Genomic DNA, 22,265 nt, shown 5'->3' on the forward strand with positions numbered 1-22,265 from the left:
TCCCGCGTGCCCGGGGCGGCTTCTCCCGGGCAAGGACCCCGACCATGGAAAACCATGGCGGCCATGGAGGACGTTCCGATGTTGATATCCCGCAAGGGCTTCCTGCAGCTGGGCGCCATCGGCGCCGCATCCCTCGCCGCGCCGCGCCTCGCCCGCGCCGCCGATCCCATCAAGGTCGGCGCGCTGTTTCCGCTCAGCGGCGGCACCGCCGTGCAGGGCCAGCATGTCTGCGAGGCGATCGGCATCGCCGCCAGCATGGTGAACGACACCGGCGGCGTCATGGGCCGCAAGGTCGAGGTCATCCGGCGGGACGACGAATCGACGCCCGCGGTCGGCGTCAGCCGCGCCAACGAGCTGATCGGCGAGGGCGTCTCGGTCATCATCGAGGGCTGGAACAGCCCCGTGACCCTGGCGATCCAGACCGTCATCGCCCGGGCCGGCGTGCTCGACATCACCGCCATCTCCAAGGCGGACCAGATCCTGACGGGCGGCGGCAACCCGCTGGCGATCCGGCTCAACTCCTCCAACGCCCAGGACGGGCAGGTCATCGCCGACCACCTGAAGGCGACCGGCGCCAAGCGCATCGCCTTCCTCACCCAGAACGATGCCTATGGCAACGGCGCCCAGGCCGCGATCGAAGGCATGCTGAAGGCCAATGGCCATACCTATGAGAAGGTGGCTGAGGAGCGCTTCCCCTTCACCCAGGTGGATTTCCGCGTGGCGCTCACCAGTATCCGCGGCAGCAATGCCGACGCGGTCGTCGCCATCAACGCGAATGAGGGCTCCGGCCTGCCCGCCCTGCTCCGCCAGGCACGGCAGATGCGCCTCAAGGGCGAGCTGGTGACCGCCGTCGGCACCGTCGCCCCGAGCGTCATCTCCGTCGCGGGCGATGCGGCCAACGGCATCGTCGGCGCCGACATCTACTTCCCGAAGGTCGAGCCCTTCGCCTCCAACCCAGTGAACCAGGACTTCGTCCGCCGCGGTGAGGAGAAGATCAGCTACACGCCAGACAAGTTCATGGCGCTCGGCGCCGCCTCGCTGCAGGTCTGGGCCACGGCGGCGAACGAGCTCAAGACGCTCGACCGTGAGAAGCTCGGCGCCCATATCCGCAACGGCGCCTTCAAGGGCACGATCTTCGGCGACGTGGCCTTCAAGGACGGCCAGCTCGGCTCCTCCCACCACCTCTTCACGGTGAAGGACGGCAAGATCGAGGTCCGGGCGTGAGCGGGCCCGCGCCGGCGCTCCGCGTCGAGGGGCTCGGCGTGCGCTACGGCGCCCTGGTGGCGCTCGAGGGCGTCTCCTGGGAGGTCGCGCCCGGCGAGATCCTCGGCATCATCGGGCCGAACGGCGCGGGCAAGAGCTCCTGCTACGACGCGACCACCAACATGGCGCCTCGCTCGGGGCGCGTCTGGATCAGCGGTGAGGAGGTGACGGCGGTGCCGCCGCATGGCCTCGCCGAACGCGGCCTCAAGCGCGCCTTCCAGCAGAACGCCTTCTTCGCCGCCCTCACCGTGCGGGACAACATGGTCGCCGTGCTGGCGCGGGAAGCGGGCACCGGCCTCCTGCAAAGCCTCGCCCTGCCCTGGCGCGAGGCCTCCCGCCGCCACGCGCTGGAGGCGGAGGCGGCGGCGATCCTCGAGCGCTTCGCCGTGCCGCGCGAGATGCACGGACTGCGCCCGGGCAACATCCCCTATGGCAGCCAGCGCATGCTCTCCATCGCCCTCGCCTTCGGCCGCGGCGCCCGTGTGCTGATGCTCGACGAGCCGGCGGCCGGCCTCGGCGGCGCCGACATGGCCCGGCTCATCGCGCTGCTGCGCTCGCTGCGGGGCGAGGGCATCGCCCTGGTGGTGATCGAGCACCACATGGACCTCATCATGTCGGTCGCCGACCGCATCGTGGTGCTGGAGCAGGGGCGGTGCATCGCCAACGGCACGCCGCAGCAGATCCAGGCCGACCCGCGCGTGCTGGAAGCCTATCTGGGGCAGGCGGCATGAGCCCGGTCCTCGAGGCGCGCAACCTCCGCGTCGCCTATGGCGGCAATCTCGCGCTCGACATCCCGCATCTCGCGCTCAAGCCCGGCGAGCTGGTGGGCGTGGTCGGCGCCAACGGTGCGGGCAAGTCGACCCTGGTGAACGCGCTGCTCGGCTGGTCGCGCGGCACGCCGAGCGTCAGCGGCAGCATCCGCCTCGACGGCGAGGAGATCGGCCATCTGCCGCCCCACGCCCGCGTCGCCCGCGGCCTGACCCTGGTACCCGAGGGGGGCGCCGTCTTCATGCGCCTCACCGTCGAGGACAACCTCGCCGCAGCCCAGGCGCCGCGCGGCAGCAACCGCCGCGCCCATGACGAGGCGGAGATCTACGCGCTCTTCCCCCGCCTGAAGGAGCGGCTGCACCACCACGCCTCCATGCTCTCTGGCGGCGAGCGGCAGATGCTGGCCATCGCCCGCGCCCTGCGCCTCGGCCCGCGAGCCCTGCTGCTGGACGAACCCTCGATCGGCCTCGCCCCGCGCCTCGTGGCGGACGTGCTGCGCACGGTACGGGACCTCGTCGACGAAAAGCTCTCAGTCCTCCTGGTCGAGCAGAATGTCCGCGCTGCGATCGAGGTGGTGGACCGCCTCGTGCTGCTGGAGCGCGGGCGCATCCTGGCCTCGGGTCCGGCCGCCGCCATGCGCGACGACCCGCGCATCCTGGCGGCCTATCTGGGGGAGGCCGCCGCATGAACCTGGTGCAGCAGCTCATCAACGGCATCGTGCTCGGCCATGCCTATGCGCTGATCGCCATCGGCTGGACCGTGCTGCTGGGCGTCGCCCGGCTGGTCAATTTCGGCCATGGCCAGATCTACATGCTGGCGGCCTTCGTCACCTGGTGGTCGGTCGCGGCGCTCGGCCTGCCCTATCCGGTGGCGATCGGGGTCGCGGTCGCCGCTGGCGTCGTCATCGGTTTGATCATGCAGGCGGCGATGCTGCGCCTCACCTTCGCGCAGGACCTCGTCTCCATCATGATCGTGACGCTCGGCTTCGGGCACATGATGCGCGGCGTCGCCGGCCTCGTCTTCGGCGGCAACCCGCAGGTGCTGGAGACGCCGCTGAGCTGGGTGGAGTTCGAGGTCGCCGGTTCCTGGGTCACGGCGCAGGACCTGGCGATCGTCGTCGTCGCCATCCTGTTCTTCCTCCTCCTCTACTTGGTGCTGGAGCGCGGCTCGCTCGGCCGCACCGCGCGCATGGTGGCCGAGGATCCGAAGCTCGCGCAGCTCGCCGGCATCGACGTGCGCCGCGTCTACTTCGCCGTCTTCGCCTTCGAGGGGGCGGCGGTCGCGCTCGCCGCCGCGCTGGTCGCGCCGCGCACGCCCATCCTCACCAATATTGGCTTCGAGGAGGTGATCATCACCTTCGTCGTGGTGGTGCTGGGCGGCATCGGCTCGGTGGCCGGGAGCTACCTCGCCGGGCTCGGCCTCGGCATCTTCACGGCGCTGTTCGGTGGCTTCGTCTCGCCCGCCTATGCCACCACGGCCGCCTTCCTCGTGCTGATCGTCGTGCTGGTGTTGCGCCCGAGCGGCCTCGCCATGGGGAGGGCCAGCCGGTGACCGCGCCGCTTCGTGCCGCGGCCTTCGCCGTCGCGGCCGTCCTCGTCTTCCTCCTGCCAGGCTGGATCGGCGGCGTGCACGGCGCCTTCGCGGTCATCGCCATCATGGCCGTCGCGGCCTACGGGCTCGACATCGTGGTCTCCGACCTCGGTGAGGTCAGCCTGGCCCATACCGTGTTCTTCGCGGCCGGCGCCTATGCCGCGGGGCTGCTGTCGACCCGACTCGGCGCCGGCGCCTGGGTGACGCTCGGCGCGGCGCTGGCGAGCGGCGCGCTGATCGCGCTGCTGCTCGGCCTGGTCACGCTGAAGCTGCGGGAGTTCGTCTTCTCCCTCGTCACCTATGCCGCGACGGTCGTCGCCGCCGCGATCGCGCATAACTGGAGCGTGCTCGGCGGCTCGGACGGCGTCTCCGGCATCCCGACGCTCGATCTCTCGGTCGGCCCGCTGCACCTCGCCGCGACGAACGACGTCGAGCTCTGGCCCGTCGCCTTCGCGCTGCTCCTCGTCACGCTCTACGCCATCCGGCAGTTCCGCCGCTCCCGCCTCGGCGCCATGGCGATGATGGTGCACCTCAACCCGCGCCTCGCCACCATGTCGGGGATCGAGCCGCGGCGCGTGCGGCTCGCCGTCTTCGTGCTCTCGGCGCCCTTCAGCGCGGCGGCCGGGTGGCTCTACGCCTATCAGCGCGCCTATGTCGGGCCGGACCTCTTCGAGACCTACTTCCTCGTGCTGATGCTGACCGCCGTGGTGCTGGTCGGCCGCCGGCGCCTGCTCGCGCCGCTGATCGGCACGGCGCTGGTCGTCGGGCAGGAGCGTTTCCTGTCCTTCGGCGGCGACGTCAACGCCATCATCCTGGGCGGCGCGCTCGTGATCGCGCTGGCGGTCCTGCCCGGCGGGATCGATGCCACGCTGCGCCGCCTCGTCGAACCCCGCCGCGCCACGCTGATGGGCGCGCCGAACACCAAGCCGGTGGTGCAGCCATGACCCCTGACATCCTCTCCGCACCCACCCGCCGCCCGGTCTATCGCCGCGCCGACCTGCTCCGGCTGCTGGAGCCGGGGAGCATCGCCGTCGTCGGCGCCTCTGCCCGGGCCGGCTCCTTCGGCGAGCGCACGGCGCGCAACCTCGCGGGCTTCGCCGGCCGGCTCCACCTCATCAATCCGCGCTACGAGACGCTCGGCGACAGGCCCTGCTTCCCCTCCATCGCCGCCCTGCCGGAAGTGCCGGACATGGTGGTGGCGGCGACGCCGATGGGGGCCTGCGAGGCGGTGGTGCAGGACTGCGTCGCCGCCGGCGTCGGCGCCCTCGTCATGTATGCCGCGGGCTTCGCCGAGACCGGCAAGCCCGATCGCATCGCCTTGCAGCACCGCCTCGTCGCCATGGCACGCGAGGGTGGCGTGCGGCTCGTCGGACCCAACTGCCTCGGCCTCACCGACTACATGCGCGGCGCCGAGATTTCCTTCACCGCCATCCCGCGCCCCGCCGCGCCGCCGACGCGCCCTGCCATCGGCATCGTCAGCCAGTCCGGCAATCTCGGCTTCGCCCTCGCCCAGTCGGTCGAGGCCGGGGTGCAGGTCTCACGCGTGCTCACCTGCGGCAATTCCGGCGATGTCGACGTCGCCGACCTCGTCGCGGCGCTGGCGGAGGATCCGGGCTGCTCGGCCATCGCGCTGCTCTTCGAAGGCATGGCCGAGCCCGGACGGCTGATCGAGGCCGCCGAGATCGCCTGGCGACAGGACAAGCCCGTCGTCGTGCACAAGCTCGGCACGGGCGAGCAGGGTGCACAGGCGGCGATGTCGCATACCGGCTCGCTCGCCGGGGCCGATGCCGTCTACCGCGCCGCCTTCGAGCGGGCGGGCATGGTGCATTCCGAAAGCTTCGAGGGGCTGCTGGAGCTCGCCAGCTTCCTGAGCAAGGCCGGCACGCCGCGGGCGCCCGGCGTCGCCGTGGTCTCCACCTCGGGCGGCGCCGCCATCATGGCGGCGGATCGCGCCGAGGCGCGCGAGGTCGCCCTGCCGCAGCCCGGCCCCGAGGCCCGCGCCGTGCTGGAGGCGCGCATCCCCGAATTCGGCTCGGCCCGCAACCCCTGCGACGTCACGGCCCAGGTGCTGACCGACCCGAACTCGCTCCGCGACTGCATGGATGCGCTGTTCGCCGACCCGGCCTATGGCGTGGTGCTGGTGCCGAACGGCTATGCCTATGACGTGGCGACGCCGCGCTTCCGCGTGATGGGGGAGCTCGCCGCCAAGCACGACAAGGCCGCCTGCGTGGTCTGGACCACGCAATGGCTGGAAGGCCCCGGCGCGCGCGAGGCGGAGGGCGAGGAACGCGTCGCGCTGTTCCGCTCCATGGACCGCTGCATGGCCGCCATCGCCGCCTGGCACGCGCGCGATGCGAAGCGCCGCGCCGGCGCCGCCGTCGTCTCCCGCGCCGCGCCGCCGGAGGCCCGCGCCGCAGCCGCATCGCTGCTCGATGCCGCCCAAGGCGCCGTGCTGACCGAGCGCGAGGCCAAGTCCGTCCTCGCCGCCTACGGCATCCCGGTCGTTGCCGAAACCCTCGCCACCGATGCCGAGGCCGCCGTCACCGCTGCCGAAGCGGCCGGCTACCCCGTGGTGCTGAAGGTCGAGAGCCCGGCCCTGCCGCACAAGACCGAGGCGGGGGTGATCCGCCTCAACCTCGGCAGCGCGGAGGCCGTGCGCGAGGCCTTCGCCGCGGTGATGGCGAATGCCCGCAGGCACGCGCCGGACGCCCCGATCAACGGCGTGCTGGTGCAGCCCATGGTGCCGCAGGGAATCGAGATCGTCGTCGGCGCCCGGCGCGACCCGCTCTTCGGCCCAACCGTGCTCGTCGGCCTGGGCGGCATCCTGGTGGAGCTGCTGCGCGACAGCACCATCGCCCTCGCCCCCGTGGGCCATGCGGAGGCGCGCGCCATGCTCGGGCGGCTGAAGGGCGCGGCACTGCTCTCCGGCTTCCGCAACATGCCCGCCGTCGACCTGGACGCGCTGGCCGGCATCGTCCAGCGCGTCTCGGAACTCGCCGCCGACCATGCCGACCGCATCGCCGAGATCGATGTGAACCCGGTGATCTGCGCCGGGCCGCGCCTCGTTGCAGTCGACGCGCTGATCGGCCTCAGCGCGGGGGGCCATCCCCCGCATGCGTGACGAGCAGCAGCTTGCCCACCGCACGCCGGTTGATGAGCAGCTCGAGCGCCTCCCCGGCCCGCTCCAGCGGGAAGCGGTGCGACAGGGCGGGCACGAGCCTGCCCTCCGCCACCCATTGGAACAGCCGGGCCAGCATGGCGCGGTTGTTCTCCGGCTCGCGCCGCACGAACTCGCCGTAGAAGACGCCGATGATGGCGCAGTTCTTCAGCAAAGCGAGGTTGAGCGCGATGCGCGGGATCTCGCCGGCCGCGAAGCCCACTACCAGGTAGCGCCCGCGCCAACCGATGGAGCGCAGCGCCGGCTCTGCATAGGGGCCGCCCACCGGGTCGAACACCACGTCCGGCCCGCGCGCCCCGGTCAGCTCGCGCAGCTGGTCGCGCCAGCCGTCGCGGGTGTAGTCGACCAGCCCATCCGCCCCGGCCGCGCGGCAGGCCTCCAGCTTCTCCGCCGAGGAGGCGGCCGCAATCACCCGCGCGCCGAGCAGCTTGCCGATCTGGATCGCCGCCATGCCGACGCCGCCCGCGGCGCCGAGCACCAGCAGCGTCTCGCCGGGTTTCAGCGAGCCGCGGTCCTCGAGCGCATGCAGCACCGTGCCGTAAGCTGCGCAGACCGCGGCCGCCGCATCCGGCGCCACGCCCTCCGGCACGGGCACGAGGCGCCCCGCCTCGACCGCCACGGCCTCGGCGAAGCCGCCATAAGGGATCAGCGCCGCCACGCGCGTGCCGATCGCCGGCCCCGGCACGCCTTCGCCCAGCGCCGCAACGGTGCCGCACACCTCGCCGCCCGGCGCGAAGGGCATGGCGGGCTTCTGCTGGTACTTGCCCTGGATCATCAGCGTGTCGGGAAAGTTCACGCCGCAGGCCTCGACATGCACCAGCACCTCGCCGGCGCCCGGCACGGGCTCGTCCACTTCGCTCACCACCAGGCTCGAGGGCGGCCCGAATTCGCGGCACAGCACGGACTTCATCTTTGCGTCCCTCCGGTCGTTCTGCATCGTCAGAAGACTGGACACGCGCGCCCAGACACACAAGCCTGCCCATCGAACGACTGAAGGAAACGTCCCATGGATTTCAGCTTCTCCCCGAAGGTTCAGGAGCTGCGCATGAAGCTGCAGGGCTTCATGGACGAGCACATCATCCCGAACGACCACCTGCACCACGAGCAGCACGCCGCCATGCCCGATCGCTGGCAGCCCATCCCCATCGTCGAGGAGTTGAAGACACGGGCGAAGGAGGCAGGGCTTTGGAACCTGTTCCTGCCGCAATCGACGCATGGTGCCGGACTCACCAACCTCGAATACGCGCCGCTTGCCGAGATCATGGGCCGCATCCCCTGGTCGAGCGAGGTGTTCAACTGCTCCGCGCCCGATACGGGCAACATGGAGACGATCGAGCGCTACGGCACGGAGGAGCACAAGGAGCGCTGGCTGCGGCCGCTGCTCGCCGGCGAGATCCGCTCCTGCTTCGCCATGACCGAGCCCGATGTCGCCTCCTCCGACGCCACCAACATCCAGACCCGGATCGAGCGGCAGGGCGACGACTACGTCATCAACGGGCGGAAGTGGTGGTCCTCGGGCGCCGGGGACCCGCGCTGCGCCGTCTTCATCGTCATGGGCAAGACGGCGCCCGACAGCCCGGACAAGTACCGCCAGCAATCGATGATCCTGGTGCCGCGCGGCACGCCGGGGCTGACCATCAAGCGCATGCTGCCGGTCTTCGGCTTCGACGACGCGCCGCACGGCCATGCCGAGCTGCTGTTCGAGAATGTCCGCGTGCCGGCCTCGAACATCCTGCTCGGCGAGGGCCGCGGCTTCGAGATCGCGCAGGGGCGGCTCGGCCCGGGGCGCATCCATCACTGCATGCGTGCCATCGGCCTCGCCGAGCGCGCGCTCGAGCTGATGTGCCGCCGCTCGCTGCAGCGCCGGCCCTTCGGCAAGCCGCTGGCCGACCAGGGCGTCATCATCGACCGCATCGCCCAGGCGCGCATCATGATCGACCAGTGCCGGCTGCTGACGCTCCACGCCGCCTGGCGCATGGACACGGTTGGCAACAAGGAGGCGCGCGCCGACATCGCCGAAATCAAGGTCGCGGCCGGCGAGATGGCCTGCCAGGTGATCGACTGGTCGATCCAGGCGCATGGCGGCGGCGGCGTGACGGAGGACTTCCCGCTCGCCTACATGTTCAAGACCGCCCGGACGCTCCGCATCGTCGACGGTCCGGACGAGGTGCACCGCTTCCAGCTCGGCCGCATGGAGCTGAACAAGTACAAGCCGCCGCGCAACTCGCAGGCCGGCGCACCGGCATGACACCAGCCACGCCGCAGCCAGGTGTCCCGATGCTGGTCCCGGTGCTGGACATCCATCGCTTCGACGAGGCGGCGCTCGCGCGCTACCTCGCCGGCCGGCTGCCGGGCTTCGACGGCTCCGGCCTCGTCGTCCGGCAGTTCCAGGGCGGGCAATCGAACCCGACCTTCCACTTGACGACGCCGTCCGGCGCCTACGTCCTCCGCAAGAAGCCGCCCGGCAAGCTGCTGCCCTCGGCCCATGCGGTGGAGCGCGAGTTCCGCGTCATGCAGGCGCTGAACGGCAGCGCGGTGCCGGTGCCGCATATGCGCCTGCTCTGCGAGGACGCCGCCGTCATCGGCACGCCCTTCTTTGTCATGGACCACGTCGCGGGCCGCATCTTCGCCGACCGGGTCATGACGACCGGCGCGCCCGCCGAGCGCCGCGCCGTCTACGACGACCTGGCCCGCGTGCTGGCGGCGCTCCACGCCGTCGACTGGCGCGCCGCCGGCCTCGAAGGCTTCGGCAAGACCGAGCGGTACATGGAGCGCCAGGTCGCGCGGGGCATCCGGCAGTGGGAGCAGGTGAAGGTCGAGGAGATGCCGGCGATGGATCAGGTCGGCGCCTGGCTCGCCGCCAACCTCCCCACCGACGACGAGACCGCCATCGCCCATGGCGACTACCGCATCGGCAACGTCATCATCCACCCGACCGAGCCGCGCGTCGTCGCCGTGCTGGACTGGGAACTCGCCACGCTCGGCCACCCGCTGGCCGACCTCGGCTATGCCTGCCTGACCTACCACATGCCGCCCGGCCCCACCGGCGTGACGGGGGTGCAGGGCCTGGGCTACGAGGATACGGGCATCCCCACCCAGGACGAGTTCGTCGCCGCATACTGCGCCGCCGCCCGCCGCCCGATCCCGCAGAACCTCGACGTCTTCATTGCCTTCTCGATGTTCCGCCTGGCCTCCATCGTCGCCGGCGTATGGCGGCGCAAGCTGGATGGCAACGCATCCGATCCGAGCGCCGTCGGCTACCGCGAGCGCTACCGCGGCATGGCGGAGGTCGCCTGGGCGATTGCACGGCGCCTCGGCGCCTGATCATGCCAGGCGATTCTAGAAAAGGGAGGTCAAGCCCGCCACGGCAGTCATGGGTTTGGAAATGGGGACCGCGGAACTTCCATCCACCCGGCGGCTCCAGGTATCCGATCGATCACTGGGGGTTCCGGAGGTCGTCTGCCGTCAAGCACGCCGCGCCTTGCCCGCACTTCAACCGGGTAGGGCGAAGCCCGCGCTGGCGAGGACAGCCATCCTACCCTTGAGCCGCATAAGCGACTCAGTTCCGCACGGCGGCGCAGAGCCCGCCATCGACGAGGATTTCCGTCCCCGTGATGTACTTCGCGGCATCGGAGGCCAGGAACAGCGCAGCCTCGGCAACGTCGAAGGCTTCGCCCATCCGCCCCATCGGCACCTGCTCGTGGCGTCGGCGGAAGAAGGCCTCGCGGTCGATGCCCGTCTCGCGGCTCGCGAATTGGGACGCGAGCTTCTCGACGAGCGGCGTCTCGATCAGGCCCGGCAGCACGCAGTTGAGCCGGACACCGCGCCGCGCATAGTCGACCGCCACCACACGGCTGAATTGGATCAGCCCGGCCTTGGCTGCGGCATAGCCAGCCTGCGGCTTGCCGGTGTAGCGAATGCCGGCCGTGGAGGCGATCGAGACGATGGCGCCCCTGCCCTGCTTCTCCATCAAGGGCAGCACCGCTTTGGTGCAGAGGAAGGCCGACTTCAGGTTCACCTCGATCTGCGCGTCCCATACCTCCTCCGCCATCGTAGCCGGGTCGCCCGGCAGCGACAGGCCGACATTGTTGACCAGGATGTCGACGCGCCCGAGCTTCGCCACGCAGTCGGCGACCAGCGCCTCGACGGTCGCCCGCTGCGTCACGTCGCCGACGCCGAGCACGAAGCGGCCGCCCTCGCCTTCCACTAGGCGCTGCGTCTCCTGGCCCGCCTCGGGGTGAAGATCGACCCCATAGACCGCCGCGCCGGCGCGCGCGAAGGTGACGGCGATTGCCTTGCCGTTGCCCCAGCCCGGCCCCTGAGAACCGCAGCCGGTGACGATCGCAACCTGCCCCTCCAGGGCCCGTCGCTCAGGACTGGGCATGAGCCGATGCCGTCATGTCGTCATGGTGGTCGATCTGCAGCGCTTCTAGGAAGCGCGAGACCATGTTGTAGGCGCCGATCGTTGCAGTGAGCTCGACGAGCTCCCGGTCCGGCAGGGCGCGGCGCACCCGGGCGAAGACCGCGTCGGGCACGCGGATGTCGCGCGTCATCGCATCGCAGTAGGCCAGTACCGCGCATTGCGTCTCATCAAACAGGTCGGAGCCCTGCCAGTCTGTCAGCGCGGCCACCTGCTGCTCCGTCAGCCCCTCCCTCACGGCGATCGGCGCGTGCTGGGCGGCCTCGTATGGGGCGCCGTTCAGGGTGGCGATCCGCATGATGACCATCTCGCGTAGCGCACCAGACAGCTGGCACTCGTGCCGGATCGCGGTGAGATAGCGCAGCCATCCCTCGGCCACGGGGCCGCTGTGCATCAGCATCGCATAGAGGTGCAGCACGCTGCCGCGTTCTCGGATGATGCGCTCTGCCAGCGGGCGCGTTTCGGCTTTCGTAGGGTCGGCATAAGCAAGACGGGCCATTTGGCGCTTCCTTCCACGTCGCCCCGTACAGGGCGCTTCTGCCTGGCCACGAAACAGCAGTGCCCTGTATGGGTCAACCGGGGCGTTGCTCCGTCAGGTCTCGGCGCCAGCTCGTTGCAACCGCCACGCCGCGTCGCCCCATGAAACTCATATTGGCGAAGCAGCCAGATGGCGGCAACGCGTCGATATGGTCGAACCTGCGGCAGGAGGATGATCGCCAAGGCATTGTGCGCGCATCATTCCGAGTGTGGTCATCTTGCTCGGCGCCCGCCTGTCGTTGCCTGCCTTGACACGCTGAGAGTCGAGGTTCCTCGTGAAGCCTGATGCGGAGCATGGAACTGGCCGTCGCCAATCTCAGCGTCACTGGGGTGGTGATCTGGTGAGCAAGCGGGCGACGTGGCAGACAGCCGGACAACGGTGCGAACCGGCGGACATGATCAGCCGGGCGGGTGAGAATTAGATGCGATCCGACACAGGATCAGCCAAGCGACACCCAGCCCGCACCCGCCTGCCCGGAAGACACCGCCGCTTCGATGAAGCGCATCCCGCGCATTCCCTCCTCGATCCCTGGGACGAGCCGGCTCATGGGATCGGGTGGGCGGCCCTCGCGAACCGCGACGATCTGGTCGGCGAAGTCGCGGTACAGTTGGGCGAAGGCCTCGAGATAGCCCTCGGGGTGCCCGGCGGGGATGCGGCTGGCTTGCGCGGCGATGAACGATGCGCCAGCGCCGCCGCGGCGGATCATGCGCGGCGCCTCCGCGAAGGGAGTGTGGACGAGCAGGTTCGGCTGCTCCTGCGCCCATTCCAGGCCGCCAAACTCGCCATAGACGCGAAGCCGCAGCGCATTCTCATTCCCCGGTGCGACCTGTGAACACCAGAGCATGCCGCGTGCACCGCCGTCGAAGCGCAGCAGCATGTGGGCGTTGTCGTCGAGGCGACGGCCAGGCACGAAGGCGGCGAGATCAGCCGCCAGGCTGCCGACCCGCTGACCGGTGACGAACTCCGCAAGGTTGAAGGCGTGGGTGCCGATATCGCCGACACTGCCGGCGGCGCCACTGCGCGCCGGATCGGTCCGCCAAGCGGCCTGCTTCTGGCCCGTGCTTTCGAGCGACGTCGTCAGCCAATCCTGCGGATACTCGACCTGCACGATGCGCACCGTGCCGATCGCGCCCTCCGCGACCATGGTGCGCGCCTGGCGCACCAGCGGATAGCCCGTGTAGTTGTGCGTTAGCGCAAAGAGCGCGCGGCTGGCCTTCGCAGCGCGCTCCAGCTCCCGCGCTGCGTCCAGCGTGTGGCAGAGCGGCTTGTCGCAGATCACATGGATCCCGGCGTTGAGGAAGGCGATGGCTGGATCGGCATGCAGGTGGTTGGGGGTGACGACCGAGACTACCTCCACGCCATCCGGCCGTCCGGCTTCCGCGGCAGCCATGGCCTGCCAACTTCCGTAGGCGCGGTCAGGCGCGACATGCAGCGCGGAGGCGCTGGCGCGCGCCCGATCGGGATCGGAGGAGAAGGAGCCAGCGACGAGTTCGTATTGATCGTCGAGCCGCGCAGCGATGCGGTGCACGGCGCCGATGAAGGCACCCTGCCCGCCACCTACCATACCGAGCCGGATGCGCCCGCTCATCGCGCGAGGCCCAGCATGGCGCGGTTCGCCGCCTCATCCACGCCGCTGGCGGCGAAGTCGTCGAAGGCGCGCTCGGCCACGCGGATGATATGAGAGGCGATGAAGGGCGCGCCCTCGGCAGCGCCCTGCTCGCTGTCCTTGATGCAGCATTCCCATTCCAGTACCGCCCAGCCGTCGTAGCCGTACTGGCTGAGCTTCGAAAAGACGGCACCGAAATCCACCTGTCCGTCGCCGAGCGAGCGGAATCGCCCGGCGCGGTCAACCCAGGGCGCGTAGCCGGAGTAAACGCCCTGACGGCCCGTGGGGTTGAACTCCGCATCCTTGGCGTGGAAGGCGCGGACGCGCTCGTGATAGATGTCGATGAAGGCGAGGTAGTCGAGCTGCTGCAGCACGAAATGGCTGGGATCGTAGAGAATGTTGCAACGCGGGTGGTTGCCCACGCGCTTGAGGAACATTTCAAAGGTGGCGCCGTCGAACAGGTCCTCGCCCGGGTGGATTTCGTAGCAGACGTCCACACCGGCCGCGTCAAACTCGTCGAGGATCGGACGCCAGCGGCGTGCCAGCTCGTCGAATGCGGCCTCAATCAGGCCTGCAGGGCGCTGCGGCCAGGGATAGGCGTAGGGCCAGGCGAGCGCGCCGGAAAACGTGGCATGCGCAGTGAGGCCGAGCCGCTGCGAGGCACGGGCGGCGAGCTTCATCTGCTTCACCGCCCATTGCTGGCGCTCCGCAGGGCTGCCGCGCACTTCGGATGAAGCAAAGCCGTCGAAAGCCATGTCATAGGCTGGGTGAACGGCGACGAGTTGGCCCTGAAGATGGGTCGAAAGCTCCGTCAGTTGCAGCCCGGCATTCACCAGCGTGCCGCGGACCTCGTCGCAGTAGTCCTGGCTCTCCGCCGCCCGCGCGAGGTTGAAGAGGCGGGCATCCCAGCTCGGGATCTGCACGCCCTTGTAGCCGTGGCCTGCCGCCCAGTGCGCAATTTCGGACAGGCTGTCGAATGGCGCGGCGTCGCCGGCGAACTGTGCCAGAAAGATTGCTGGTCCCTTGATCGTCCTCATCCGCATTCCCCCTCGTCAGCGCTTTGCGAAGTGACGCTCGTTTACCGTGCGAAAGGCCTTGAGGAACACGTTCTGCTCGGTATTCGGGATCAGCGTCACGTCATCCCGTGCCGAGGCGTCCCAATCGCCGGTCCAGGTACCGAAGGTGCTGTTGCCGTCCGTCACGGGCCAGAGGCGCGGGCCGCTGACATAGTTCATCCAAGGCATGTCGCATTTCGTGATGCAGTAGGAGAAGCTGTGCTCGGTGTCGTCGAGATGCAGAAGCTTCTCGTGCAGATGGCCCGCACCGAAGTAGAAATCACGCGTGCCGGAGACCTTGTCGCTGCGAACGCCGCCGATCATGTGCATCCTGGTGATGTCGTCATGCCAGCCGCCCATGCCGGCGAAGTCGCGGATGATGGCCCAGACTGCGTCCACCGGCCCGTCGATGACGCTGCTGCACCAAACCTTGTTTGGCGGGAAGCCGGCCCAGCGCTTCGCCCCGGCCGGCGCCTTGCAACTGGCGATCTTCGGCTTCAGCGCATCCCAACCGCCCTGGAATACGGCATTGCCGATGATCTCGACATACTTGCCCCGGTCCTCCGGCGCCTCGTCGAAGACCGCCTCCCACTCGGCGAAGGTGCGGTCGGTGTCGGTGACCGGCATCAGCCGCACGCGGGCGACGTAATTCGTGACCGGGAAGGCGGGCATCTCGAAATTATAGGAAAAGCTGTAGTCACGGTCGCTGAGGCTCAGCAGACGCTCGCGCACCATTGCGCCGTCCTGCAGTTGGAAGCGGCGGATACAGCCGACCACGTCGGAATCGAGACCATCCTCAATCTCCGACCGCGCAATGCCGGGATGCCAGGAGGGCAGGCCGTTGAAGTCGCGGATCACGTCCCAGACCGCCTCAACGGGCGCATCCAGGATGGTGGAGGCATAGGCGCGGGCCATGGCGTGTATCCCTCAGAAAGAGATCGACTTGAATTCGCGGGTGCGCCCGGTCAACGCGACCTCGGTCGGCAGCCGCTCCATCGAGGATGCGCCGTAGAATCCGTTGACGTTGTTGGTGTTCCGCAGGATGTAGGTCGCGTCCTCGGGCGTTGCGATCGGACCACCATGGCACAGCACGATGATGTCCTTGCGGACACGACGCGCGGCCTCTGCCCATTCGTCGATCAGCTTCGGGCAATCCTCAAGCTTCAGCGCCGTCTGCGCACCAATCGCGCCGCCGGTGGTCAGGCCGAGATGGGGGACGAGGATGTCGGCGCCGGCCCTCGCCATCTCCGCCGCCTCATCGGCATCGAAGACATAGGGAGTGGTCAGCATGTCCTTGCTGTGGGCAAGGCGGACCATATCGATCTCATGCCCGAAGCCCATGCCGGTCTCCTCCAGATTGGCGCGGAAAGTGCCGTCAATCAGCCCGACGGTAGGGAAGTTCTGCACGCCCGCGAAGCCGAGCGCCCTCAATTCATCGAGCAGGTGGTCCATGATGGCGAAGGGGTCGGTGCCGTTGACGCCGGCGATCACTGGCGTGCGTGTCACGACCGGCAGCACCTCTCGCGCCATCTCCTTCACGGTCTCGTTTGCGTTGCCATAAGCCAGCAGCCCGGCGAGTGAGCCGCGGCCAGCCATGCGGTAGCGTCCTGAGTTGTAGATGACGATGAGGTCGATGCCGCCCGCCTCCTCGCACTTGGCGGAGAGGCCTGTGCCGGCGCCGCCACCGATGATCGGCTCGCGCCGCGCGACCATGGCGTTGAACCGGTCCAGCAACTCCTTGCGGGTGAAACGGGGCATGTCAGGCGATCTCCCGGAAGGCAGCAAGGACGGCATCAGCGAAGGTGCGATCGTTGACCGCAGCCGGCACCTCGATCAACCGGCGGTTCGGAGCGGGCGCGAAGCCCGCGCGAATGGTGTCAAACAACGCGGCATCGGCATCCGGGTCGTGGAATGGCATACCGGGCACATCGATGGCCGAGACGCCGCCGAGCGGCAGCAGGAAGCGGACCGGGCCGTCCATGTGATTCAGCCGCTCCACGATGAAGCGACCGATTGCTCGGTTCTCCTCCGGCGTGGTGCGCATGAGCGTGACCTGCGGATTGTGGACGTAGAGGTTGCGGCCGGCGAACTGCGCCGGCACTGTGTCCTTCGCGCCAAAATTCACCATGTCTACCGCTCCAACGCTGCCGATATAAGGCAGGCCCGTGCGGATCGGCGCGCCAAAGCGATCGTCATCGCAAGGAAAAACGCCGCCGAACAGGAAGTCCGGCACCTCGGTCGTCGTCAGGTCGATCAGCGCCGCAACAAGGCCGGAATCGGCCAACTTCTCCATGCTGCGGCCGCCGGCGCCGGTGGCGTGGAAGACGTAGCACTCATGCGTCGGCTCCAGCGCCTCGCGCAGCATGGTCACGCAGGTGGTGGTGACGCCGAACATGGTCATGCCGATGCCCGTTTTCTCCGGGACAGCAGCGGCGGGCGGAGCGCTCAGCGCCATGCCAGCCGCTGCATGCGCGGCATTGGCGATCACCCGACGCGATATCGCATTGATGCCAGCCACATCCGCCACGGAATACATCATTGCAATGTCCGTCGGACCGACATAGGGCGCGACATTGCCCGAGGCGACGGTGCTGACCATCAGCTTCGGCGTGCCGATCGGCAGCGCCCGCATCGCCTGCGTCACCAGCGCCGTGTTGCTCGATCCACCAAGGCCGAGCACCGCACCGATATCGGCGCGCGCGAGCAGCCAGCGTGTCAAGGCCTCCGCCATGCCGGTCACCGCCTTACCGCGATCGTTCAGACCGAGTACGGCGTCGGCGCCTGCGGGGTGGTATGTGGCGATCTCGGCTGCGGTCACGTCGGCGTCGTGACCGCCCCCCTTGGTGCCGACATCCACCAGCACCGGCACCGCGCCGGTGCGGCGCACGCAATCCGCCGCGAAATGCAGCTCCTCGCCCTTCGTGTCCATTGTGCCGATGACGTAGACCCTCGCCATCACGTCCCTCCTTGCGTCAACGCCCGCCTGCCGCCACGCCGAGGTAGCGGCGCTGCAGTTCCTGGTCCCCCACAAGCCGCGCAGCCGGCATCGCCGCGGCTATGCGGCCCGTCACCATGATTGCGACATCCTCGGCCACCTCGGTCGCCACCCGCAGGTTCTGCTCGACCAGCAATACCCCCATGCCATCCGCCGGCAGCCCTCGCAGCACTGCGATGAGCTGGTCGACAATGACCGGGGCGAGGCCCTCGCTGGGCTCATCCATGATCACGAGCTTCGGATTCATCAGCAACGCTCGCGCGATGGCGAGCATCTGCTGCTCGCCGCCCGAGAGTTCCGCGCCGCCGTTGCGACGGCGCTCCGCCAAGCGTGGGAAAGTTCGGTAGACGCGTTCGATGTTCCAGCTGGCGCCCGGCACCGCGACCAGCCGCAGATGCTCATCCACCGAAAGGGACGGAAAAGTGCGCCGTCCCTGCGGCACCAACGCAACGCCGCGCCGCGCGATGCGGTAGGGTGGCATGCCGTTCAGCCGACGACCGCCGAACGCGATTCCTCCCTCGCTCGTGGCGACGAGGCCCATTACTGCCTGGCACAGTGTGGTCTTGCCCATGCCGTTGCGCCCGACGATTGCGACAGGCCGCTCGCCGACCGAGAGCGAGACGCCCTGGAGGATGTGCGCTTGGCCGAACCGCACATGCAGATCGCGCACCTCCAGCATCAGTGGCCGCCGCCGAGATAGATGGATTGCACCACCGGATCACCCTCGATTCGGTCGGGTGGCGCCTCTACGATAACCTCACCGTCCTTCATCACCGTCACGATGTCGGCTGCAGGCAGCGCGATGTCCATGTCATGCTCGATTAGGATCAACGTCAGCGTACGGGGCAGGTCATGCAGCAGCCTCAGCAGCTCCGGCCGGTCGCCGGGCGAGAGGCCTGCGGCCGGCTCATCCAGCATCAGCACGCGCGGATCACCGGCCAACGCCATTGCGATTTCGAGTTGACGGCGCTGGCCGTGGCTGAGGTTCACCACCTCCGCATCCACGAGATGGTCCAGCCGCATGCGTTGCGCGAGGTTGCGCGCCTTGGCCACTGCTTCATCGCCGCGGCGGGGGCGGAGAAATGAGAAACGGTTGGGCCGCAGGCCGCGCACCGCAATGAACAGGTTTTCGAGCACCGTCAACCCGTTGAACAGCAGCGAAGTCTGGTAGGTGCGGCCAATCCCCAGGCGCGTGCGTTGGTGCGGCTTCAGTCCTGTAATGTCGGCGCCGAAGAAGGCGATGCTGCCGGAAGTCGGCGGGAAGTCGCCGCAGATCGTGTTGAACAGCGTTGTCTTGCCCGCGCCGTTCGGGCCGAGCACGGCACGCCGCTCGCCATGCATGACGTCGAAGTTGATGTCGCGCACGGCTTGCAGCGCGCCGAAACGGCGGCTGACGGAACGGAGGCGGATGGCGGGTTCGGTCACGGTCGGCCGCGGGACTGGCGGGGCCAGGCAGGCCAGCGCCGCCGATTGCCGCTCACGAGGCGATGCAGCCCGTGTTGTCGCGCGAGGGCGAGCCGAGCGTCAGAAACTGCTGCTCGGGCAAGCCGAGTGTCTGGTTGACTGCCCGTGTGCGGCCGAAGGCGACGACCTGCGCCGTGCTGCCCCGCTCCTCGATCTTGTTCAGAAAGATGTCGGAGATCGCTTGGCGGTTGTGGTCGAGCTTCACCGCTGCGCCGGTAGGTGCGGTGATCTCGGCGGCGGCGAGTGCGTGCTGGAAGGGCTGCTGGTTGCTCGACAGGTCGCCGTTCACCGCTTTCAGGGCATGCAGGATGCCGTAGAGGTTGGTAGCGTAGTTGACAGCATGGATGGAGGGCGAGGTGAAGCCGCCCTCGTTTGCCCAACGGCGGCGGTAGCGCGCGACGAAGTCGTTCCAGGTCGGGTCGTCGATGACATCTGCGATCGGGCCCCCGGAGATCATGTCAACCATGACACGGCGATGCGGGCCGCGCGCTGACAGCATCGTCTGGTCGGCCATGATGGAGCCGCCGATCAGCGGTTTGCTGCCGCCGGCCTGGGCGTATTGCGTCATGAAGGCAAGACCATCCGTACCACCATGCACTACTACGACGGCGCCCGCGTTGGAGCGGTTGATCTGTGCGATCTGCGAGGTGAAGTCGGTGGTGCCGAGCGGCGCCCAGTAATGCGTCGTGCGGCCGCCGAGGCGGCAGAATTCCAGGTTGAAGCCGAAGACCTGTGCATAGGGGAAAGCGTAGTCGCCCGCGGTGACCGCAACCTCGCGGATGCCCATGGTCTGATGGACATGCTTGCCAAGCCCGGCCATCCACTGCGTGCCATCGGTGGAAAAACGGAAGAAATTCGGCGACGGGTTGCGCAGCGTTGTATCGGACGCGCCGGAAGAGCCGTTGACAATAGTCTTGCCCGTCAGCGTGCGAGAGTAGTCGCGGAGCGCGATGCCCTCCGCACCTGAGAGCGGGCCGAGGATGATGTCGACATTGTCCTGCTCGATCAGCTTACGGGCGCGGGCCAGTGCCACGTCGGCTTGGGCGTTGGAGCTCTCGCGGACGAACTCGATCCGCCGGCCGCCGACGGTATGGTTGACGCGCTCCAGCTCCATCTGCACGCAGCGATAGGCATCCTGTCCGCCCGTGGCAAAGGGGCCCTCCAATGTGGTGAGACCGCCGAGGCGGATGGGCGCGTTCTGCGCGATGGAGGGCGCGGCGAGCGCGCCGGCCGCGAGACTCGCGCCGCCCAGCAAGGTGGCGCGACGGGTGATCCGGACGTCCATGGCAATCCCTCCTTCATGATCCGTTGACGTGCTGCGCGGAAGCAGGCTTGTCCCCGAATACGTTGCGCTCATCGTCGCGATGCTGCGAGCAGGCGGCGCAGTCGCACGCCAATGCCGATCGCGCCGTCCGGCGAAACCAGTACTATCGCCAGGAAGACAAGGCCGATCAGCGTGTTGAAGCGGTCGCGGTCGTAGATCGTCGCCGCAAAGGTATCGAAGACGGTGAAGATCAGCGAGCCGATGAAGGCGCCGATCGGATGGCCGAGGCCGCCGATCACGCTCATGATCAGTACGTTCACCGTGCCGCCGAGCCCGATCGTGCCTGGCGAGATCCCGATATTGTAGATCGTGGAGAGTACGCCGCCGCACCCCGCGATAAAGCCGGCGACGCCGAAGGCGGCGGTACGGTGCAGCGCGACGGAATAGCCCAGCGCCGCCACCCGCCTGGGATTGTCACGGATTCCCTGCAACACCAGCCCGAAGGGCGTCCGCACCAAGTAGATGATTCCGATGTATAGCAGCGCAGCCGTGCCGAGCGCGACGTGGTAGAATACGAAGGTATTTCGGAAATCCATGCCGAGCACCGAAGGACCGACGACGTTACGGATGCCCTCGTAACCGTTGAACCAAGCGATGTTGGTCTCGATGAAGCGGAATACGCCCATCGCCAGCGCCAGCGTGATCATCAGCAGATAGATATCGCGCGTGCGCATGCTGATCGCGCCGACCAGCAGCCCCATGGCGGTGGCGGCGAGCAAGCCGAGCGGGATGGCGGCGCCATAGCCGAGGCCGCCGACGATGCGCGGCACGGCACCTTCGGCGAAGACTGCCAGAGTATAGCCCGCGACCCCGGCGACCATCATCTGCGCCAACGAGATGAAGCCGCCATAGGTGGCGAGGAAGGTCAGCGACATGGCGATAATGCCGAAGACGATCGCACGACCTAGGATGTTTGCGATCCAGAACTGTGCCTGCCCCGCAGGCATGACCTGCGGTAGCAGCCAGGGCAGCGCCAGCAGCAGGAGGGCACTCAGCAGCGACCAAGTCACCGTGCGGCTATGCACGGCCCAGAATCCCCTGCGGCCGCAGAGCCAGCACGACAACCATGATAACGAAGGTTAGGACGACCGAATAGGTCGGGAACATCGCTTGGCCGATCTGCTCCGCCAGACCGATCAACACAGCACCGAGTGCCGTGCCCGTCACGCTGCCCATACCGCCGACGATGACGACAACCAGGGAGATCAACAGGAAGCGTCCATCGGCCCCCATCGCCAGCGGCTGCGCGGTGGCGCCGATGATGCCGCCAAGCCCAGCGAGCGCCGCGCCGAGGGAGAAGACGGCCACCCCAACCAGCGGCACGTTCACGCCGCAAGCCCCGAGCATCTGCCGGTCATCGACGCCAGCGCGGATCATCATGCCGAGCTTCGTGCGGTTCAGCAGCAGCCACAGCCCTACGCCCACCGCCACGGCAACGCCGATCTGCACGAGCCGGAAGGTCGGATAACCGCCTATCCCCGGCACACGGGTCGAGCCGAAGATGGCATCGGGTGCAAAGAATTGCCGCGGCGTCCCGCCATACATGGCGAGGAGCTGGTCGGCGACGACGATGGACAATCCGATGGTGACGAGGGCCTGCCGCAGTTCCTGCCCCTGCATCCAGCCGAGCAGCAGCACCTGAACCAGCGCGCCGAACACCGCGGCAAAGGCGACGCCCGCGGCCAAGCCGGCATACCAGGCATACCAGAGGTCGTGGTCGTAGAGCGGCTCGAAGACCGAGTAGCCGACATAGCCGGCAACCAGGTACATCGCACCATGCGCCATGTTGACGACGCGCATGAGCCCGAAAATGAGCGAGAATCCGCTCGCCACAATGAAGTAGAGCGCGGCCAGCGTCAGCCCGTTCAGCACGATAGTGGCCGCAAGGTCCATGCGCCGGCCCGATCCTCCCGGCGGCGTCGTCGCGCCGCTTCCGGCCGCGACCATGGCAGTCCAAGTTTGGGCGATGCAAGATGATTCGAGTGCAAAGCATGGGTAAGAATGGGTAATGGCCACCCGACTGCTTCCAACTCTTCAACCGCGAGCCGAGATCAATGCACTTGG

The 22,265-nt window shown here is 68.5% G+C and carries 21 protein-coding genes; 8 read left to right on the plus strand and 13 right to left on the minus strand.

Annotation, left to right across the window (positions count from 1 at the left end):
- The first annotated feature begins 78 nt into the window (after positions 1 to 78).
- Genes JMJ56_RS21025 through JMJ56_RS21050 form a run of 6 tightly spaced genes read left to right on the plus strand, consistent with a single transcriptional unit; the run spans position 79 to position 6,742 of the window.
- The gene (locus JMJ56_RS21025) at positions 79 to 1,224 is read left to right on the plus strand and encodes an ABC transporter substrate-binding protein (RefSeq protein WP_202833733.1); all 1,146 of its coding nucleotides are present in this window, start codon (positions 79 to 81) and stop codon (positions 1,222 to 1,224) included.
- The gene (locus JMJ56_RS21030; protein WP_202833782.1) at positions 1,221 to 1,994 is read left to right on the plus strand and encodes an ABC transporter ATP-binding protein; all 774 of its coding nucleotides are present in this window, start codon (positions 1,221 to 1,223) and stop codon (positions 1,992 to 1,994) included. The genes JMJ56_RS21025 and JMJ56_RS21030 overlap by 4 nt, the downstream gene beginning before the upstream one ends.
- Positions 1,991 to 2,719, plus strand: coding sequence for an ABC transporter ATP-binding protein (locus JMJ56_RS21035; RefSeq protein WP_202833734.1), 729 nt, complete (start codon positions 1,991 to 1,993; stop codon positions 2,717 to 2,719). Before JMJ56_RS21030 ends, JMJ56_RS21035 begins: the two co-directional genes overlap by 4 nt.
- A complete protein-coding gene (locus JMJ56_RS21040) occupies positions 2,716 to 3,582 on the plus strand; it encodes a branched-chain amino acid ABC transporter permease (protein ID WP_202833735.1) in 867 nt (288 codons plus the stop codon). Before JMJ56_RS21035 ends, JMJ56_RS21040 begins: the two co-directional genes overlap by 4 nt.
- Positions 3,579 to 4,565, plus strand: a complete 987-nt coding sequence (locus JMJ56_RS21045) for a branched-chain amino acid ABC transporter permease (protein WP_202833736.1) — start codon at positions 3,579 to 3,581, stop codon at positions 4,563 to 4,565. The genes JMJ56_RS21040 and JMJ56_RS21045 overlap by 4 nt, the downstream gene beginning before the upstream one ends.
- Positions 4,562 to 6,742, plus strand: coding sequence for an acetate--CoA ligase family protein (locus tag JMJ56_RS21050; protein ID WP_202833737.1), 2,181 nt, complete (start codon positions 4,562 to 4,564; stop codon positions 6,740 to 6,742). The genes JMJ56_RS21045 and JMJ56_RS21050 overlap by 4 nt, the downstream gene beginning before the upstream one ends.
- On the opposite strand, the gene JMJ56_RS21055 is transcribed toward JMJ56_RS21050, so the two are convergent.
- Positions 6,711 to 7,709 carry an NADPH:quinone oxidoreductase family protein gene (locus JMJ56_RS21055; protein WP_202833738.1) on the minus strand — a complete coding sequence of 333 codons (999 nt, stop codon included), beginning with the start codon at positions 7,707 to 7,709 and terminating at the stop codon, positions 6,711 to 6,713. The genes JMJ56_RS21050 and JMJ56_RS21055 overlap by 32 nt on opposite strands.
- A 96-nt stretch (positions 7,710 to 7,805) precedes the next feature.
- Here JMJ56_RS21055 and JMJ56_RS21060 point away from each other — a divergent pair, with 96 nt between their 5' ends.
- Both JMJ56_RS21060 and JMJ56_RS21065 read left to right on the plus strand, forming a co-directional pair.
- Entirely contained in the window at positions 7,806 to 9,047 is a 1,242-nt protein-coding gene (locus tag JMJ56_RS21060) for an acyl-CoA dehydrogenase family protein (RefSeq protein ID WP_202833739.1), read from the plus strand.
- Entirely contained in the window at positions 9,044 to 10,123 is a 1,080-nt protein-coding gene (locus JMJ56_RS21065) for a phosphotransferase (protein WP_202833740.1), read from the plus strand. The genes JMJ56_RS21060 and JMJ56_RS21065 overlap by 4 nt, the downstream gene beginning before the upstream one ends.
- 235 nt (positions 10,124 to 10,358) lie before the next feature.
- Here JMJ56_RS21065 and JMJ56_RS21070 read toward each other — a convergent pair whose 3' ends face one another.
- The 12 genes from JMJ56_RS21070 to JMJ56_RS21125 form a co-directional block, all read right to left on the minus strand.
- Positions 10,359 to 11,183, minus strand: coding sequence for an SDR family NAD(P)-dependent oxidoreductase (locus tag JMJ56_RS21070; protein WP_202833741.1), 825 nt, complete (start codon positions 11,181 to 11,183; stop codon positions 10,359 to 10,361).
- Positions 11,170 to 11,718: a carboxymuconolactone decarboxylase family protein gene (locus tag JMJ56_RS21075; RefSeq protein ID WP_202833742.1), complete on the minus strand. Its 549-nt coding sequence runs from the start codon at positions 11,716 to 11,718 to the stop codon at positions 11,170 to 11,172. The genes JMJ56_RS21070 and JMJ56_RS21075 overlap by 14 nt, the downstream gene beginning before the upstream one ends.
- 478 nt (positions 11,719 to 12,196) lie before the next feature.
- Positions 12,197 to 13,345, minus strand: a complete 1,149-nt coding sequence (locus tag JMJ56_RS21080; RefSeq protein WP_202833743.1) for a Gfo/Idh/MocA family protein — start codon at positions 13,343 to 13,345, stop codon at positions 12,197 to 12,199.
- Complete coding sequence (locus JMJ56_RS21085) at positions 13,342 to 14,400, minus strand: sugar phosphate isomerase/epimerase family protein (RefSeq protein WP_202833744.1); 1,059 nt, start codon at positions 14,398 to 14,400, stop codon at positions 13,342 to 13,344. Before JMJ56_RS21085 ends, JMJ56_RS21080 begins: the two co-directional genes overlap by 4 nt.
- 15 nt (positions 14,401 to 14,415) lie before the next feature.
- Positions 14,416 to 15,333 (minus strand): SRPBCC family protein, encoded by a 918-nt coding sequence (locus JMJ56_RS36235; protein WP_202833745.1) that lies wholly within the window; start codon positions 15,331 to 15,333, stop codon positions 14,416 to 14,418.
- A gap of 12 nt (positions 15,334 to 15,345) precedes the next feature.
- On the minus strand, positions 15,346 to 16,176 hold the full coding sequence (locus JMJ56_RS21095; protein ID WP_202833746.1) for a phosphoenolpyruvate hydrolase family protein: 831 nt from the start codon (positions 16,174 to 16,176) through the stop codon (positions 15,346 to 15,348).
- A 1-nt stretch (position 16,177) separates the two neighbouring features.
- Positions 16,178 to 17,374, minus strand: a complete 1,197-nt coding sequence (locus JMJ56_RS21100; RefSeq protein ID WP_202833747.1) for a Tm-1-like ATP-binding domain-containing protein — start codon at positions 17,372 to 17,374, stop codon at positions 16,178 to 16,180.
- 16 nt (positions 17,375 to 17,390) lie between these two features.
- Positions 17,391 to 18,092: an ABC transporter ATP-binding protein gene (locus JMJ56_RS21105; RefSeq protein WP_202833748.1), complete on the minus strand. Its 702-nt coding sequence runs from the start codon at positions 18,090 to 18,092 to the stop codon at positions 17,391 to 17,393.
- Positions 18,092 to 18,838, minus strand: a complete 747-nt coding sequence (locus JMJ56_RS21110) for an ABC transporter ATP-binding protein (protein WP_202833749.1) — start codon at positions 18,836 to 18,838, stop codon at positions 18,092 to 18,094. The genes JMJ56_RS21105 and JMJ56_RS21110 overlap by 1 nt, the downstream gene beginning before the upstream one ends.
- 52 nt (positions 18,839 to 18,890) lie before the next feature.
- Positions 18,891 to 20,162, minus strand: coding sequence for an ABC transporter substrate-binding protein (locus tag JMJ56_RS21115; RefSeq protein WP_202833750.1), 1,272 nt, complete (start codon positions 20,160 to 20,162; stop codon positions 18,891 to 18,893).
- A gap of 68 nt (positions 20,163 to 20,230) precedes the next feature.
- Positions 20,231 to 21,148, minus strand: a complete 918-nt coding sequence (locus tag JMJ56_RS21120) for a branched-chain amino acid ABC transporter permease (RefSeq protein WP_202833751.1) — start codon at positions 21,146 to 21,148, stop codon at positions 20,231 to 20,233.
- Between the two features lie 70 nt (positions 21,149 to 21,218).
- The gene (locus JMJ56_RS21125) at positions 21,219 to 22,094 is read right to left on the minus strand and encodes a branched-chain amino acid ABC transporter permease (protein WP_202833752.1); all 876 of its coding nucleotides are present in this window, start codon (positions 22,092 to 22,094) and stop codon (positions 21,219 to 21,221) included.
- Positions 22,095 to 22,265: the final 171 nt, after the last annotated feature.

This window comes from Belnapia arida, assembly GCF_016773205.1.
Classification (GTDB): Bacteria; Pseudomonadota; Alphaproteobacteria; order Acetobacterales; family Acetobacteraceae; genus Belnapia; species Belnapia arida.